This is a genomic window from Micromonospora musae, assembly GCF_003626545.1.
GTDB lineage: Bacteria > Actinomycetota > Actinomycetes > Mycobacteriales > Micromonosporaceae > Micromonospora > Micromonospora musae.
Genome location: NZ_RAZS01000001.1, coordinates 491,068 through 506,109 on the forward strand (window position 1 = coordinate 491,068; position 15,042 = coordinate 506,109).

Consider the following 15,042-nt stretch of genomic DNA (forward strand, 5'->3'; position numbering starts at 1 on the left):
CGGCCATGGGCCGAACGCACGCGACAGCGAAGCAGGCCGCTGAGCAGTAGCTCAGCGGCCTGGGCGGGCGGGTGGGGCCACCGTCACTGGGGCAGCTGCCGCCAGGCCGGATGGTTGCCGCGCCACGCGCCGGCCAGGATGGCGGCTGCGGCCCGGCTCGGGCACTCCTGCACCCGGGACCGCCCGGATTCACCACCGATCTGGGCCTGGACCTCCCAGCGCTGCCCGTCGGTGCGGATGTACACGTCCCGGCGCCCCCGCGCCGTCCGGTCACCGTTCCACCAATGCTGCTCGACAATCACGTCGCTGACGCTATAGCACCGCTCCGACGGTGGTAAGGGCACGGCCACCGGATCGCCAGTGCCTGGCACATCGCGCGAAGTCACTCGGCCACCACCAGCGCCTGCGGGGCGGCCTGCTTCATCCGGCTACGCAGCCACTTCAGCTGCATGGCGGTCTCGCCCTCACACCGCCGGACCACCGCGAGCAGGTCCCGGTCCCGGGCGCCGTACGCGGCCTGCCCCACCACCGTCCAGCAGATGTCGCACTCGGCCGCCATCAGATAGAGGTCCTGAAGGTCGCGGAGCAGCCCGATCCCACCGCTGCGGGTACCACCGAACAACTCCGAGTGCAGCCGGTCCGGCTCGGCGGGCGCCTCCTCGGCGTACCGGGCGACGAACGGCTTCAGCAGCTCCGCGTACCCGTGGCACCGCTTCGCCTGCTGCGCGCAGAGGTGGAAGACGTCCGGCTCCTCCTGGTGCGCGGCGCCCACCTGCCCGAACGCGTCCGCGAGGTTGGTCTCGGCCCGGTGCAGCAGCCCGAGATAGAGCGCGAGATGCATGACTCACTCCCCTCCCACCTGGCTGGTCGCCTCCGCCGCCGGGCCACCGACCGTCGCCGGGATCCCGGCGACGGCGGGCGCGCTGCCGCCCACCGTCGGCGCCGGCGCCGGGACGCCCCCGCCGCCGGCAAGCCGGGTCACGGCCACCGCGGCGACCTTGAAGAGCGGCTGCTTGGAGACCGGATCCCAGGCAGTGATGGTCAACTCGTTGGCGGCCCGCGGCGTACGGTCGGCCGGGTCCTGGTCGAACCAGCCGTAGTGGAACGGCAGGAAGACCACCCCGGGGCGGATGCCGCTGAGCCGCGCCCGGGCCTGCACGGCGCCGCGCGCCGAGGAGACCCCCACCAGGTCACCCTCGCCGATGCCGAGCCGCTCGGCGTCGACCGGGTTCAGCTCCACCCAGACGTCCGGCGCGGCGGCGTTGAGCTGCGGTGCCCGGCCGGTCTTCGTACGGGTGTGGAACTGGTAGACGGTGCGGCCGGTGGTGAGCAGCATCGGATGCTCCGCGTCGGGCACCTCCGGCGACGGCCGGTACTCGTCGGCGTGCAGGAACGCCCGCCCGCCCGGCTGCTTCGCCCGGTACTCGTCGGCGAGGAGTTCGGCGCCGGTGGCCAGATCCTGGCCGTAGGTCTCGCACACCTCCGGGTCGGTGGGGAAGACCCCGTCGACGTAGAGCCGCTCCGTGCCCTCGGGTCGGGCGTCGGTGCACGGCCACTGGATGCCGCTGCCGCCCCTCAGCCGGTCGTAGCTGAGCCCGGTGTAGTCGCACGGGCGGCCCCGGGAGCACTCCTTCCACGCCTCGAACGCCTCCTCCGGCGACGTCCACCTGATCAGCGGTCGACCGTCGCGGTCACGGAAGTCCATCCGCCGCGCGTACTCCAGGAAGATGTCCAGATCGGGTCGCGCCTCGCCGGGTGACTCGACCGCCTTCTCGCTGAGGTGCACCGTCCGGTCCACGTTCGTGAAGGTGCCGGTCTTCTCGCCCCAGGTGGCACCGGGGAGCACCACGTCGGCGAACTCCGCGGTCTCGGTCAGGAAGAGATCCTGCACCACCACGAAGAGCTCGGGCCGGCGCAGGATGCGCCGGATCCGGGAGAGGTCGGGCAGGGAGACCGCCGGATTGGTGGCGCTGATCCAGAGCAGCTTGATGGAGCCCTGTTCGGCGTACCGGAAGATCTGCATGGCGTGCGTGGGCGGCGCCCAGTGCGGGATGACCTCGGAGTCGACGTTCCACAGCCGGGCCAGCTCGGCGATGTGGTCGGGGTTGTCCCAGTTGCGCAGCCCCGGCAGGTCCCCGTCCGCCCCGGTCTCCCGGGTGTTCTGCGCAGTCGGCTGGCCGTTCATCTGGTAGAGGCCGGCGCCCGGACGGCCGATCATCCCCCGGAGCAGGTGCAGGTTGTTCACCTGGCAGGCCGCCGCGGTGGCCTGGTTGGACTGGTAGAAGCCCTGCAGCACGGTGGAGAGCAGGCGCTGCGACCCGCCGAGGAGCTCGGCGGCGCGGCGTACGTCGGCGGCGGGCACGTCGCAGATCTCGGCGACGCGCTCCGGCGGGTAGCCGTCGACGGTGCGGGACAGCTCGTCGAAGCCCAGCGTGTGCGCCGCCACGTACTCCTCGTCGTACCAGCCGTTGCGGATGACCTCCCGCAGCAGCCCGTTGAGCAGCGCCATGTTGGTGCCGTTACGGATCGGCAGGTGCAGGTCGGCCTCGCGGGTCACGGCGGTGGACCGCGGGTCGACGGCGAGCATCGCCGGCGGGTTCGGACCACGGCGGCGATCCAGCATCCGCATCCAGAGCACCGCCTGGGTCTCCGCGACGTTGTGCCCCCAGAGCGCCAGCGTGTCGCAGTGGTCGATGTCGGTGTACGAGCCGGGCTGCCCGTCCGCGCCGAAGGTCGCCTTCAGCGCCGCAGCCGAGGTCGCCGTGCAGAGCCGGGTGTTGCCGTCCATGTGCGGCGTGCCGAGACCGGCCTTCCCGATCACGCCGAGCGTGTAGTACTCCTCGAGGAAGAGCTGACCGGTGGTGTAGAAGCCGAAGTGGCCCCAGCCGCCGGGGCCGTCGAGCAGCTCCTTCGACCGGTCCACGATCCGCCCCATGGCGGTGTCCCAGTCGGTCTCCACCAGCCGGTCACCGTCGCGGACGAGCGGACGGGTCAGCCGGTCGGGGCTGTGGTTGGCCTGCCAGCCGTAGAGGTCCTTCGGATCGAGCCGCCCCCGGTTGACCCGGTCCACCGCCCGGCCCCGTACGCCGACCATCCGGCCGTCCCGCACCGCGATGTCGAGCGCGTCGCCGTTGGAGTGCAGGATCGACGCTGACTGGACCCATTGGTCCACGTCCTCGGCGCGCAGATCGCCGTCGAGGAAGGTGTCCACCCGTACCGGCCACTCCTGTCCCGCCCCGTACGGGGTTCGCGGACCCCACGGGTCGGCGATCCGGTCGACCACGTCGCGCTCCCTCCGACTCCCTGCTCCGATCCTCACACCTGCCCACTGCGAATCGGGCGAAACCGCGAACCGGGGCCGATCCCGCTCGCGGCGGGACCAGGTCGAGGCATGGCACCGTGACGGCCGGGTAGCCGGACCCGTGGCCGCCTGGGAACAGTTGTTCGTTCCGAGTACACCGCTGCTGGAGACGGTCATCCGCGGCAGCGTCATGTACCTGGTGCTGTTCGGGCTGCTCCGGATCATCCTCAAGCGGGAGAGCGGCACCACCGGCGTCACCGACCTGCTGGTCATCGTGCTGCTCGCCGACGCCGCCCAGAACGGTATGTCGGGCAACTACACGTCGATCACCGACGGGGTGCTGCTCGTCGCGGTGATCATCGGGTGGTCGTACCTGCTCGACGCCGTGGCGTACGGGTGGCCGGCGGCGGCCCGGGTGATCCGGCCCAGCTCGCTGCTGCTGGTTCGCAACGGGCAGATCATGCACCGGAACATGCGTCGCGAGCTGATAACGGACGAGGAGCTGAACCAGCTGCTCCGCGAAGAGGGGGTCGACGACATCTCGAAGGTGCGGGAGGCGCGGATGGAGTCCGACGGGCAGATCAGCGTCACCACCCACCACAGCGTCGACCACCGCCGAAAGCGGCGTAGACGACAAATGCCCTGACCGGCGGGGCCGGTTTGTACCGGTGGTGGGCGGGAAAGCGGGGGGTTGCCCGGCGCGAGGCCGCGCCTCGCGCCCGTCCTACAGATGGAGGCTGAGATGACCAGCCGGGAGCAGCTGCACGACATGCGTCAGCAGGCCCACAAGATGGGCATCGAGGGCAACTCCAAGATGACGGAGAGCCAGCTCAAGGACGCCATGAAGATGGCCGGCAAGGGCATGAAACCGCAGGAAGCCAAGGAGCAGGCCAAGCGCTGACCCGTCATCCCGCCGGCCGCCCGGGCACACCCGGGCGGCCGGCGGTCGTACGTCAACTCATCGCGGCCAGCAGGTCCCGGCAGGCCTTCTCGCACTCCCGGCAGACGTCGGCGCAGATCCGGCAGTGCTCGTGCATCTCGGCGTGCCGGGCGCACTCGTCGCCACACGCCCGGCAGGCCGCCACGCACGCCTCCAACACGCTGCGCGTCACGTTCGCGTCGTAGCCCTCGTGCCGGGAGAGCACCCGCGCCGTGGTGGTGCAGACGTCCGCGCAGTCCAGGTCGGTCCGCACGCACTTGGTCAGCTCGGCCACATCCTCCTCGCTGAGGCAGGCGTCGGCGCACGCCGTGCACGCCTGGGCACACGAGTTGATCGTGTCGATCACCGCGGCGAGCTTCGCCCGGTCCAGGTTGATCGACTTCGGGTACGCATCGAGCATCTGCCTCGTCACGCTGGCCATGGCCGGCTCCTCCGTTCGACGGCGCACTCTTGCGACCCGCCGTACCCCTGGGTGCCGCGTCCACACCTCGCACCGGAGCGCCCGCCGACGGCAGGTGTGAACGACGCGTCAAGAAGAGCCTCGTTCGCCGTCAAATCGGCGTATAGAGACGGGTAGGGCCGCCCGGTGGCGCGTCACGATGGCGACATGACCTCACGATGGTCGAGGTGGCCGGAGCCCGAGCCGGCACCGGACGGCGTCCCACCCGGCGACGAGCCCGAACGGCGGCACGAAGCGCTGATCGGCGTACGGCTGACCGCCGCCACCCCCGGCAGCCACCTCCTCGAGTACCTGCGGACCGAGCCGTGCGCGGTGGCCGCCTGGTGGATCGCGGCGGACCTCGACGCCGTCGTACGACTCTCCGCCGACAGCCTGACGATGCTGCACCGCGCCGTGGCCGACCTGCGCCGGCGAGGCGGAGCGGAGGTCGTCGTCACGCTCAGCATCCTGCGCCCCCTCGACCTCTCCGAAGCCACCCCGAAGAGCCTGGCGACCTCGGCATGAGCCGCCCCGCCACCACCCGACGCGTCGTCGTCGGCGTCGACCGCTCCTTCTGCGGCCTGGCGGCGCTGCGCGCCGCCGTACGCCTGGCACACCGGGAGAACGCCTGCCTGTACGCGGTACGTGCGTGGGCGTACGCACCGGTCTGGCGCCCGGGCACCATGCCCTGGCTCTGGCAGGAGGACCTGGACCGCGCCGCCCGCGCGTACATCCGGGAAGCGTTCGACGCGGCGATGGGCGGCGTGCCCCGCGACGTCCCGGTACGGATCGTCGCCGAACAGGGGTACGCCGGCCAGGTGCTGGTCGACCAGGCCTGCCGGGAGAGCGATCTCCTCGTCGTCGGCAGCCCCCGGCGCGGCCGCTTCAGCGTGGCCGGCGGGCATGTGACCCGCTACTGCGTCAGCCGCGCACAGGTGCCCGTCGTGACGGTTCCCGCCCCGGCCTGGGCCCGCGCCGAAGTGATCCGACGCTTCGGCGCGAGCCTCGAACGATTCACCCCGTGACCGGCAACCCGCCGGTCGTACACCCGAAAGGCACCAGAATGGACGAGCTTCCGGATACCTACGTCGTCCCGGTACGCACCACACCGGGGCGGCAGGCGCTCGCCGTACGGACCGGCCGGCTACCCCAGGGGCAGCGGGTCGGTCTCGCCTTCACCGACCCGGAGCGGCTCGCCCGCGCGATGGGCGCGGACCAGCCGTGGACCCGGCTCTGCGAATCGGCGCTGCGGTCCATGCTGAGACCGCTCGGCATCGACCGGATCCAGGTCGACCCGCTCCTGGTGGCGCCTCCGGTCCGCCCCGAGGCCCCTACCGAGGCCCCCGCACCGCAGCAGCCGGTCGCCGCGCTGGCCGGAACCCGGGAGGCCTAGGTGGCACCCGAGCTCACCGTGCTGCGGCCGGTGGCCCGTCCGGCCGGACCGGCGACGGTCGACGGGGACCGTCCCGGCGTCCTCGTCGAGATCCGCATCCTGCTCCGGACGGCCGGCGACGCCACGACCGCCGCCCGGGACCTCGTCGAAGGGCTCGCCGCCCTGCTGGACGGCGCACCACGGCTCGACGACCGCCCCGCCCACGCCACCACCGGTACGAGCGACGCCGACCGCCGTCGGCTCACCAGGCCGGTGGAGCTGGTGACCGTACCGGTCGGTGCCGCAGCCGAACCCGCACGGACCGGGCTGGTGCTCCGGCCGGTACGCCGTACCGCCCTGCTGGACGGCACCCCGCTCGCGTTGACCCGCCGCGAGTACGACCTGCTGCTCTTCCTGGCCCACCGCCCGGATCAGGCGCTCGGCCGGGAGCAGCTGCTGCGCGAGGTGTGGGGCCACGGCCCCTGCCTCGGCCCGCGCACCGTGGACGTCCACGTGAGCCGGCTGCGGCACAAGCTGGCCGGCCGGGGCCCGGTCATCACCACCGTGCACGGCATCGGGTACCGCCTGGACCGCGCCGAGCGGCTGCGGATCGCCGCGGACTGACCTCGGTCAGGGGCGGTAGCGGTAGCCCATGCCCGGCTCGGTGATGAGGTGCCGGGGACGGGCCGGGTCGTCCTCCAGCTTGCGGCGCAGCTGCGCCAGGTACTGCCGCAGGTAGTTGCTCTCGTTCTCGTACTCCGGCCCCCACACCTCGTGCAGCAGCTGCCGCTGGCTGACCAGCTTGCCGGGGTGGCGCAGCAGCTTCTCCAGCACCGACCACTGGGTGGGGGTCAGCTTGATCTCCGTGCCGTCGTCGCTGGTGACCGTACGGTCGGCGAGGTCGACGGTGTTGCGCCCCACCTTCAACGTGGCGCCCACCTCGGTGGCGGGGCCGAGCCGGCGGGTGACCGCCCTGATCCGCGCCAGCAGCTCCTCGACCCCGAACGGCTTCGTGATGTAGTCGTCGGCCCCGGCGTCCAGCGCCTCCACCTTGTCCTCGCTGCCGGCCCGGCCGGAGAGCACGATGATCGGCACCCCGGTCCAGCCGCGCAGCCCCCGGATCACCTCGACCCCGTCCAGGTCGGGCAGGCCGAGGTCGAGGACGACCAGGTCGGGCGGGTGGCTGGCGGCGGCCTTGAGCGCACCGGCGCCGGTGTCGGCCACCACCACGTCGTACCGCCGGGCGCGGAGGTTGATCCGCAGAGCGCGCAGGATCTGCGGCTCGTCGTCCACGACCAGGATCCGGGTCATTCCTGTGGTCCCTCCGCCATGCCGTGGGTAGCGGCGGGCAGCCGCAGCACCATGGTCAGTCCACCACCCGGCGTCGTCTCCGGGGTGAGACTGCCGCCCATCGCCTCCGCCAGCCCCCGAGAGAGCGCCAACCCGAGCCCCACCCCGGTCTGGTTGTCCCGGTCACCGAGGCGTTGGAACGGCAGGAAGACGTGCTCCCACTGGTCCTCCGGAATGCCCGGCCCGGTGTCGATGACCCGCAGCTCCACCTGGCCCGCGTGGGCGCTCGCGGTGATGTGCGGTGGTTGACCGGGCGGGCTGTACCGCAGGGCGTTGGCGATGACGTTGACGAGCACCCGTTCCAGCAGGCCGGGGTCGGCGGTGACGGCGGGCAGGTCGGCCGGGATGTCGGTGCCGACGCCGGCGGCCGGGGGGCCGAGTTCGTCGAGGGCGAGCGGCACCGCGTCCTCCAGGCCGATCGCGGCCGGTAGGACCCCGAGCGCGCCGGCCTGGAGCCGACTCATGTCGAGCAGGTTGGCGACGAGCCGGGCCAGCCGGTCCAGCGACTCCTCCGCGGTGGCCAGCAGCTCCGCCCGGTCGTCCTCGTCGAAGTCGACGTCGGGGCTGCGCAGGCTGGTCACCGCCGCCTTGGCCGAGGCCAGCGGGGTACGCAGGTCGTGGCTGACCGCGGCGAGCAGCGCGGTGCGCATCCGGTCCGCCTCGGCGAGCGGCCGGGCCGTGGCGGCCTCCTCGGCCAGCCGCTCCTGACGGAGCGCGACGGCCGCCTGGGCGGCGAACGCCTCGACCAGGCGGCGGTCGGCCGCCTCCAGCCGGGCGCCGCAGAGCACCACCGTGATCCGTTCGTCGACCGGCACCACCGTCTCGCCCCGGTCGGGGGTGGTGGCCGGGTGCTCGCCGACGCTCGCCACCACGCACCAGGCCCGCTCCTCCCGGGACCGGGCGGGCCGCCCGCTGGCCTCCTCGGCGAGCTCCAGCACGCTCACCGCGCGCAGCCCGAACGTCTCGCGGAGCTGGTCCAGCAGTGCGATCAAGGGGCGCCCACCGCGCAGCACCCCGCCCGCCACGGCGGCGAGGGTCTGCGCGTCGGCGGCGGCGCGGGCCGCCTCCCGAGTGCGCCGGGCGGCGACGTCCACGATCCAGCTGACCGCGACCGCGACGCCGACGAAGACGGCGAGGGCGAGCAGGTTGTCCGGCTCGTTGATGGTCAGCGTGTTGAAGGGTGGAGTGAAGAACCAGTTGAGGATCAGCGACCCGCCGAGCGCGGCGACCAGCGCCGGCCAGAGCCCACCGACCAGCGCCACCACGACCACAGCGGCGAGGAAGAGCAGGATGTCGCTGGCCAGGGTGAGGTCGGGCACGAGGGTGAGCAGCAGGGTCAGCAGCGGTACGCCGAGCGCGGCGAGGGCGAAGCCGAGCAGCCGACGACGCCGGGACAGCGCCGCCGGCACCCCGCCGGCGCGGCGCCCGCGACCGGCCTCGGTGTGGGTGACCAGGTGCACGTCGATGGCGTCGGAGTGCGCGATGGTGGTCACCCCGACCCCGCGGGCGAACATCTGGGCGAAGCGACCACGGCGGCTGGCGCCGAGCACGAGCTGGGTGGCGTTGACGCCCCGGGCGAAGTCGAGCAGGGCCGCCGAGACGTCGGCGCCGAGAACCTGGTGGTAGGTGCCGCCCAGGCTCTCCACCAGTACCCGCTGCCGGGCGAGCTGCGCCGGGTCCGCGCCGACCAGCCCGTCACTGCGGGCCACGTGCACGGCGAGCAGGTCGGAGCCCTTGCTGCGGGCGGCGATCCGGGCGGCGCGACGGACCAGCGTCTCCCCCTCGGGGCCGCCGGTCAGCGCGACCACCACCCGCTCGCGCGCCTCCCACGTCTCGGCGATGCCCTGCTGGTCGCGGTACCGGCCGAGCTGTTCGTCCACCTTGTCGGCCAGCCAGAGCAGCGCCAGCTCCCGTAGCGCCGTGAGGTTGCCGACCCGGAAGTAGTTGCCGAGCGCCGCATCGATCTTGTCGGGTCGGTAGATGTTGCCGTGGGCCATCCGCCGGCGCAACGCCTCCGGCGTCATGTCGACCAGCTCGACCTGCTCCGCGGCCCGGACGATCTCGTCCGGCACCGTCTCCCGCTGCACGGTGCCGGTGATCTGCGCGACCACGTCGTTGACCGATTCGAGGTGCTGGACGTTGACCGTGGAGAGCACGTCGATCCCGGCGTCGAGCAGCTCCTGGACGTCCTGCCAGCGCTTGCCGTTGCGGGAGCCGGGGACGTTCGTGTGGGCCAGTTCGTCGACCACGGCGACCTCCGGCCGGCGGGCGAGCACCGCGTCGAGGTCCATCTCGGCGAACTCGCTGCCCCGGTACTCGACCGTCCGGCGGGGCACCTGCTCCAGGTCGCCGATCATGGTGGCGGTGTGCTTACGGCCGTGCGTCTCGACCAGCCCGATCACCACGTCGGTGCCGCGCTCGGCACGCCGGTGGGCCTCCTCCAGCATCGCGTACGTCTTGCCGACGCCGGGGGCCGCACCCAGGTAGATGCGCAGCTCTCCTCGGGACACGGAACCATCCTCTCCTGCGCCCTCGGGTGGGCGGTCACGGCGCGGGGCGAGACCACGTTCGTGGTCTCGCCCCGCGTGTTCGACGGGTCAGCGGGCGGGGAACTCCCGGTCCAGCGCCAGGTTCAGTTCCAGCACGTTCACCGCGGGCTCCCCCATGAAGCCCAGCGCCCGGCCGGTGGTGTTCGCCTCGATCAGGCGGCGGACCGCCGCCGGGTCCGCGTCGCGCTCGCGCGCGACCCGGTTCACCTGCAGCTCGGCGTAGGCCGGGCTGATCTGCGGGTCGAGGCCGCTGCCGCTGGCCGTCACCGCGTCGGCGGGCACGGCCGGATCGGCGGGGGCATCGCCGCGGATCGGGGTGATGATCCCGCCCTCGGCGACGTAGTCCTGGCCGGGCTCGGCCAGCTGCACCCGCACGCCCTGGTAGTCGGCGAGGAACGGGCTGGCCGGGGCCGCCTGGTTGACGCTCACCACCCGGGTGATCGCCCCGGTGAGGCCGTCGGCGCGGAACACCGCGAGCACCGCGCCGACCCCGTCCGGGGTGCAGAACGGGCGGCCGCCGTCCACCCCGTCGAGTTCGCCGACCGCCTTGCTGCGCTCGCAGACCTGGGTGAGCAGGCTCTGCGAGGACTCCTCCGGATCGGTGGCGATGGTGTCGACCACGCTCTCCGGGCCGAGGTTGCTGGCCGAGGTGGCGGTCGGGTCGTAGCCGTCGCCAGCCATCGACGGGCGGCTCTGGAAGTAGCGGGCGATCGGGTTCCCGTCCGCGTCGGTGAAGGACTGTCCGATGAGGCTGCTGCCCACGGTGCGTCCGTCGACGCTGATCAGGGAACCGTTCGCCTTGCCGTCGAGGCCGGGGAGGTGGCCCACGGCGACCATGGCGAGCGGGTAGGCCAGGCCGAGCAGCACGGTGAAGACGAGCACGGCCCGCAGGGCGGCTAGGTGCTGGGTGATCCAGCTGGGTAGGCGCATCACGAGATCCCTGGGATGAACTGGATGAGCAGGTCGATGAGCTTGATGCCGAGGAACGGCACGACGAGGCCGCCCAGGCCGTAGAGCCAGAGGTTGCGGCTGAGCAGCTTCGACGCGCTGGCCGGCCGGTACCGCACGCCGCGCAGGGCGAGCGGGATCAGCACGACGATGATGATCGCGTTGAAGATGACGGCGGAGAGGATCGCCGACTCCGGGCTGGCCAGCCGCATGATGTTCAGCGCGTCCAGGCTCGGGTAGAGGCCGGCGAACATGGCCGGGATGATGGCGAAGTACTTCGCCACGTCGTTGGCGATGGAGAACGTGGTCAGCGCGCCCCGGGTGATCAGCAACTGCTTGCCGATCTCGACGATCTCGATGAGCTTCGTCGGGTCGGAGTCGAGGTCGACCATGTTGCCGGCCTCCTTCGCGGCCGACGTGCCGGTGTTCATGGCCACGCCGACGTCCGCCTGGGCGAGCGCGGGCGCGTCGTTGGTGCCGTCGCCCGTCATGGCGACCAGCCGACCGCCCTCCTGCTCCTTCTTGATGAGGGCGAGCTTGTCCTCCGGGGTGGCCTCGGCGAGGAAGTCGTCCACCCCCGCCTCGTCGGCGATCGCCTTCGCGGTCCGCGGGTTGTCACCGGTGATCATCACGGTTCGGATGCCCATCCGGCGCATCTCGTCGAACCGCTCACGCATCCCGGACTTGACCACGTCCTTCAGGTGGATGACGCCGAGCGCCCGGGCCGGCTCCCCGGCGACGTGCTCGGCGACGACCAGCGGGGTGCCGCCGGTGCCGCTGATCGCGTCGACCAGCTCACCGACCTGCTCGGTCGGGTGGCCGCCGTTGTCGCGTACCCACTTCATGACGGCCGCCGCGGCGCCCTTGCGGATCCGGCGTACCGGCCCGGTGGTACCGCCGTCGACGCTGGCGTCGGGCGTCAGGTCGACGCCGCTCATCCGGGTCTGCGCCGTGAACGGCACGAAGGTGGCGTGCGGCACGACACCCGGCTCCCGCTCGCGGAGCCCGTACTCGTTCTTCGCGAGCACCACCACCGAGCGCCCCTCGGGGGTCTCGTCGGCGAGGCTGGAGAGCTGTGCGGCGTCGGCGACCTCCGCCGCCTCGACCCCCTCGACCGGCAGGAACTCCGCGGCCTGCCGGTTGCCGAGGGTGATCGTGCCGGTCTTGTCGAGCAGCAGCGTGTTCACGTCTCCCGCCGCCTCGACCGCGCGACCGCTGACCGCGAGGACGTTGCGCTGGACCAGGCGGTCCATGCCGGCGATGCCGATCGCCGAGAGCAGCGCGCCGATCGTGGTGGGGATCAGGCAGACGAGCAGCGAGGCGAGCACCACGCCGGTGATGCCGGCGTCGGTGATCGCGCCGGTGTCCGACGCGGCCGCCTGGAAGCCCTTCGAGAAGATCGCCAGCGGCTGGAGGGTGACCACCGCGAGCAGGAAGATGATCGTGAGCGCGGCGAGCAGGATGTTGAGCGCGATCTCGTTCGGCGTCTTCTGCCGGTTCGCCCCCTCGACGAGGGCGATCATCCGGTCGATGAAGCTCTCCCCGGGCTTCTGGGTGATCTTCACGACGATCCGGTCGGAGAGCACCTTGGTACCGCCGGTGACAGCGCTGCGGTCACCGCCGGACTCCCGGATCACCGGCGCGGACTCACCGGTGATGGCCGACTCGTCGACGCTGGCGATGCCCTCGACCACGTCACCGTCGCCGGGGATGATGCTCCCCGCCTCGACGAGGACGATGTCGCCCTGCCTCAGCTCGGGCGCGGCCACCGCCTCGTCCCGGTACGAGTTCGCCGCGGCGCCCGGCTGCCAACCGATCAGCCGGGTGGCGATGGTGTCCCGCTTGGCCTGGCGCAACGTGGCGGCCTGCGCCTTGCCCCGGCCCTCCGCCACGGCCTCCGCGAGGTTCGCGAAGATGACGGTGAGCCAGAGCCAGACGGTGATGGCCCAGGCGAACACCGACGGGTCGGCGATCGCCAGCACGGTGGTGAAGACGGCGCCGATCTCGACGATCAGCATCACCGGGGTGCGCCACAACGTGCGCGGGTCGAGCTTGCGCAGCGCGTCCGGAAGGGACCGGAGCATCTGCTTCGGGTCGAGCAGGCCGCCGCCGACCCGGTTGCCCTGGGTGGCGGGCGTGCCGGCGGTCGGCGCGTCGCCGGCCCCCGATGTCACCGACGTGACGGACATGTTCTCGTTCCTCATGAGAGATCAGAGCCCCTCGGCCAGCGGGCCGAGCGCGAGGGCGGGCAGGAAGGTGAGCGCGACGAGGACCACCGTGACGCCCGTGACCATCCCGACGAAGAGCGGCCGGTGGGTCGGCAGGGTGCCCTCGGACGCCGGGGTCGGCTGCTGGCGGGCCAGCGAGCCGGCGAGGGCGAGCACGAAGATGATCGGCAGGAACCGGCCGAGCAGCATGCAGAGCCCGAGCGCGGTGTCCCACCAGGTGGTGTTCACCGTGATGCCGGCGAAGGCGGACCCGTTGTTGTTGCTCGCCGAGGTGAACGCGTAGAGCACCTCGGAGAGCCCGTGCGGGCCGGCGTTCAGCGCGGTCTCGTTGTTGCCGGTGGCGAACGCCGCGGCCGTCCCGATCAGCACCAGCGCGGGCATGATCAGGAAGTACATCGAGGCGAACTTGATCTCCCGGGCGCCGATCTTCTTGCCCAGGTACTCCGGCGTACGGCCGACCATGAGCCCGGCCACGAAGACCGTGATCACCGCGAGGATCAGCAGGCCGTAGAGGCCGGAGCCGACGCCACCGGGGGCGACCTCGCCGAGCATCATGTTGAACAGCGGCATCATGCCGCCGAGCGGGGTGAACGAGTCGTGGAACGAGTTCACCGCGCCGGTGGAGGTCAACGTGGTCGCCGCAGCGAAGGTGGCGGAGTTCGAGACGTCGAACCGGAGCTCCTTGCCCTCCAGCGCGGCGCCCACCGCCTGCGGCACGGTGCCGTGCCCGGTCAGCTCGAAGACGTTGGTGAGGGTGACGCTCGCCAACGCGAGGATCGCCATCACGGCCGCGATGGCGTACCCCTGCCGGTTCTGGCCGACCATCCGGCCGAAGACCCGGGGCAGGCTGAACGGGATCAGCAGGATCAGGAAGATCTCGATCCAGTTGGTCCAGGACGTCGGGTTCTCGAACGGGTGGGCACTGTTGGCGTTGTAGAAGCCGCCGCCGTTGGTGCCCAGCTCCTTGATCACTTCCTGGCTGGCCACCGGGCCGCCGGTGATCGTCTGGCCGCCACCGGTGAGGGTGGTGACGTCGGTGCCGCCGGAGAGGTTCTGCACCACCCCGCCGAGCATCAACGCGAACGCGCCGAGCACGGCGATCGGCAGCAGGATGCGGACGGTGATCCGGGTCAGGTCGACCCAGAAGTTGCCCAGCCGCTCGGTGCGGTGCCGGGAGAAGCCCCGGACCAGCGCGACCGCGACCGCGATACCGACCGACGCGGAGACGAAGTTCTGCACCGCGAGGCCGGCCATCTGCACCAGGTGGCCCATGGTCGACTCACCCGAGTACGACTGCCAGTTCGTGTTGGTCACGAACGACACCGCGGTGTTCCACGCGCCGTGCGGCACCACCGGGTCGAAGCCCAGCGACAGCCAGAGCTTGTCCTGCACCCGCTGGAGCAGGTAGAGGAAGAGCAGCGAGACGACCGAGAAGGCCAGCACGCTGCGGGCGTACACGCCCCAGCTCTGCTCGGCGGCCGGGTTGACCCCGACCAGCCGGTAGATCCCGCGCTCGACGCGGGACTGCCGGGTGCCGGAGACCACCCGGTACATGTAGTCGCCGAACGGCTTGTAGACGGCGACCAGCGCCACCACCAGCGACAGGACGAAGATGACGCCGGCTGTTGTCATGGTCATCAGAAGCGCTCCGGGAAGAGCAGGGCGACGACCAGGAAGATCCCCAGGCCGATCGCGAGCACCAGACCGACGGCGTTGACCGCGCTCACAGCTTCTCCACCGCCCGGACCACCAGGGCGAGCGCCGCGAAGAGCGCCACCGTCAGGACCACGAACACCACGTCAGACACGCTGACTCCTCGTACGGATAAGGTTCGTCGCGACCGCCTCCCGGTCGCGCCGGGCAATCAAAGCCCCACCGTCAGCGGTGCGACAGGGGCTATAACGGGACCGTGACG

At 71.9% G+C, this 15,042-nt stretch carries 16 protein-coding genes; 6 read left to right on the forward strand and 10 right to left on the reverse strand.

Annotated features, from left to right (window positions below):
• Positions 1 to 83: 83 nt before the first annotated feature.
• The 3 genes from D7147_RS02315 to D7147_RS02325 all read right to left on the reverse strand — a co-directional run bounded on the left by D7147_RS02315 (position 84) and on the right by D7147_RS02325 (position 3,283).
• Complete coding sequence (locus D7147_RS02315) at positions 84 to 302, reverse strand: hypothetical protein (RefSeq protein WP_120673560.1); 219 nt, start codon at positions 300 to 302, stop codon at positions 84 to 86.
• 80 nt (positions 303 to 382) lie between these two features.
• Positions 383 to 841, reverse strand: coding sequence for a hypothetical protein (locus D7147_RS02320; protein WP_120673561.1), 459 nt, complete (start codon positions 839 to 841; stop codon positions 383 to 385).
• A gap of 3 nt (positions 842 to 844) precedes the next feature.
• Complete coding sequence (locus tag D7147_RS02325) at positions 845 to 3,283, reverse strand: molybdopterin oxidoreductase family protein (RefSeq protein WP_120673562.1); 2,439 nt, start codon at positions 3,281 to 3,283, stop codon at positions 845 to 847.
• Between the two features lie 139 nt (positions 3,284 to 3,422).
• On the opposite strand from D7147_RS02325, the gene D7147_RS02330 reads away from it, so the two are divergent.
• Positions 3,423 to 3,947, forward strand: a complete 525-nt coding sequence (locus tag D7147_RS02330) for a DUF421 domain-containing protein (RefSeq protein WP_233562878.1) — start codon at positions 3,423 to 3,425, stop codon at positions 3,945 to 3,947.
• 96 nt (positions 3,948 to 4,043) lie between these two features.
• Entirely contained in the window at positions 4,044 to 4,202 is a 159-nt protein-coding gene (locus tag D7147_RS32265; protein ID WP_158609259.1) for a hypothetical protein, read from the forward strand.
• A gap of 52 nt (positions 4,203 to 4,254) precedes the next feature.
• Here the strand turns inward: D7147_RS32265 and D7147_RS02335 are convergent, their stop codons facing one another.
• Entirely contained in the window at positions 4,255 to 4,662 is a 408-nt protein-coding gene (locus D7147_RS02335; protein ID WP_120673563.1) for a four-helix bundle copper-binding protein, read from the reverse strand.
• Between the two features lie 186 nt (positions 4,663 to 4,848).
• On the opposite strand from D7147_RS02335, the gene D7147_RS32270 reads away from it, so the two are divergent.
• Genes D7147_RS32270 through D7147_RS02350 form a run of 4 tightly spaced genes read left to right on the forward strand, consistent with a single transcriptional unit; the run spans position 4,849 to position 6,676 of the window.
• Positions 4,849 to 5,205, forward strand: a complete 357-nt coding sequence (locus D7147_RS32270) for a hypothetical protein (RefSeq protein WP_158609260.1) — start codon at positions 4,849 to 4,851, stop codon at positions 5,203 to 5,205.
• Positions 5,202 to 5,705, forward strand: coding sequence for a universal stress protein (locus tag D7147_RS32275; protein WP_158609261.1), 504 nt, complete (start codon positions 5,202 to 5,204; stop codon positions 5,703 to 5,705). The genes D7147_RS32270 and D7147_RS32275 overlap by 4 nt, the downstream gene beginning before the upstream one ends.
• 38 nt (positions 5,706 to 5,743) lie before the next feature.
• Positions 5,744 to 6,073 (forward strand): SAV_915 family protein, encoded by a 330-nt coding sequence (locus tag D7147_RS02345; RefSeq protein ID WP_187398931.1) that lies wholly within the window; start codon positions 5,744 to 5,746, stop codon positions 6,071 to 6,073.
• Entirely contained in the window at positions 6,074 to 6,676 is a 603-nt protein-coding gene (locus D7147_RS02350; RefSeq protein WP_233562879.1) for a winged helix-turn-helix transcriptional regulator, read from the forward strand.
• Between the two features lie 6 nt (positions 6,677 to 6,682).
• On the opposite strand, the gene D7147_RS02355 is transcribed toward D7147_RS02350, so the two are convergent.
• The 6 genes from D7147_RS02355 to kdpF form a co-directional block, all read right to left on the reverse strand.
• Positions 6,683 to 7,363 (reverse strand): response regulator, encoded by a 681-nt coding sequence (locus D7147_RS02355; protein WP_120673565.1) that lies wholly within the window; start codon positions 7,361 to 7,363, stop codon positions 6,683 to 6,685.
• The gene (locus D7147_RS02360; protein WP_120673566.1) at positions 7,360 to 9,912 is read right to left on the reverse strand and encodes a sensor histidine kinase; all 2,553 of its coding nucleotides are present in this window, start codon (positions 9,910 to 9,912) and stop codon (positions 7,360 to 7,362) included. Before D7147_RS02360 ends, D7147_RS02355 begins: the two co-directional genes overlap by 4 nt.
• Before the next feature lie 87 nt (positions 9,913 to 9,999).
• Positions 10,000 to 10,881 carry a potassium-transporting ATPase subunit C gene (locus D7147_RS02365; protein ID WP_120673567.1) on the reverse strand — a complete coding sequence of 294 codons (882 nt, stop codon included), beginning with the start codon at positions 10,879 to 10,881 and terminating at the stop codon, positions 10,000 to 10,002.
• The gene (kdpB, locus tag D7147_RS02370) at positions 10,881 to 13,088 is read right to left on the reverse strand and encodes a potassium-transporting ATPase subunit KdpB (protein WP_120673568.1); all 2,208 of its coding nucleotides are present in this window, start codon (positions 13,086 to 13,088) and stop codon (positions 10,881 to 10,883) included. The genes D7147_RS02365 and kdpB overlap by 1 nt, the downstream gene beginning before the upstream one ends.
• Positions 13,089 to 13,109: 21 nt before the next feature.
• Positions 13,110 to 14,765, reverse strand: a complete 1,656-nt coding sequence (kdpA, locus tag D7147_RS02375) for a potassium-transporting ATPase subunit KdpA (protein WP_120673569.1) — start codon at positions 14,763 to 14,765, stop codon at positions 13,110 to 13,112.
• The gene (kdpF, locus tag D7147_RS02380; RefSeq protein WP_091592907.1) at positions 14,765 to 14,854 is read right to left on the reverse strand and encodes a K(+)-transporting ATPase subunit F; all 90 of its coding nucleotides are present in this window, start codon (positions 14,852 to 14,854) and stop codon (positions 14,765 to 14,767) included. Before kdpF ends, kdpA begins: the two co-directional genes overlap by 1 nt.
• Positions 14,855 to 15,042: the final 188 nt, after the last annotated feature.

Bases quoted from the DNA above. Each gene is read 5' to 3' on its own strand.
- D7147_RS02320 (WP_120673561.1), bottom strand. From the start codon at position 841: ATGCATCTCGCGCTCTATCTCGGGCTGCTGCACCGGGCCGAGACCAAC.
- D7147_RS32265 (WP_158609259.1), top strand. From the start codon at position 4,044: ATGACCAGCCGGGAGCAGCTGCACGACATGCGTCAGCAGGCCCACAAG.
- D7147_RS02335 (WP_120673563.1), bottom strand. From the start codon at position 4,662: ATGGCCAGCGTGACGAGGCAGATGCTCGATGCGTACCCGAAGTCGATC.
- D7147_RS32270 (WP_158609260.1), top strand. From the start codon at position 4,849: ATGACCTCACGATGGTCGAGGTGGCCGGAGCCCGAGCCGGCACCGGAC.
- D7147_RS32275 (WP_158609261.1), top strand. From the start codon at position 5,202: ATGAGCCGCCCCGCCACCACCCGACGCGTCGTCGTCGGCGTCGACCGC.
- D7147_RS02345 (WP_187398931.1), top strand. From the start codon at position 5,744: ATGGACGAGCTTCCGGATACCTACGTCGTCCCGGTACGCACCACACCG.
- D7147_RS02355 (WP_120673565.1), bottom strand. From the start codon at position 7,363: ATGACCCGGATCCTGGTCGTGGACGACGAGCCGCAGATCCTGCGCGCT.
- D7147_RS02365 (WP_120673567.1), bottom strand. From the start codon at position 10,881: ATGCGCCTACCCAGCTGGATCACCCAGCACCTAGCCGCCCTGCGGGCC.
- kdpB (WP_120673568.1), bottom strand. From the start codon at position 13,088: ATGTCCGTCACGTCGGTGACATCGGGGGCCGGCGACGCGCCGACCGCC.
- kdpA (WP_120673569.1), bottom strand. From the start codon at position 14,765: ATGACCATGACAACAGCCGGCGTCATCTTCGTCCTGTCGCTGGTGGTG.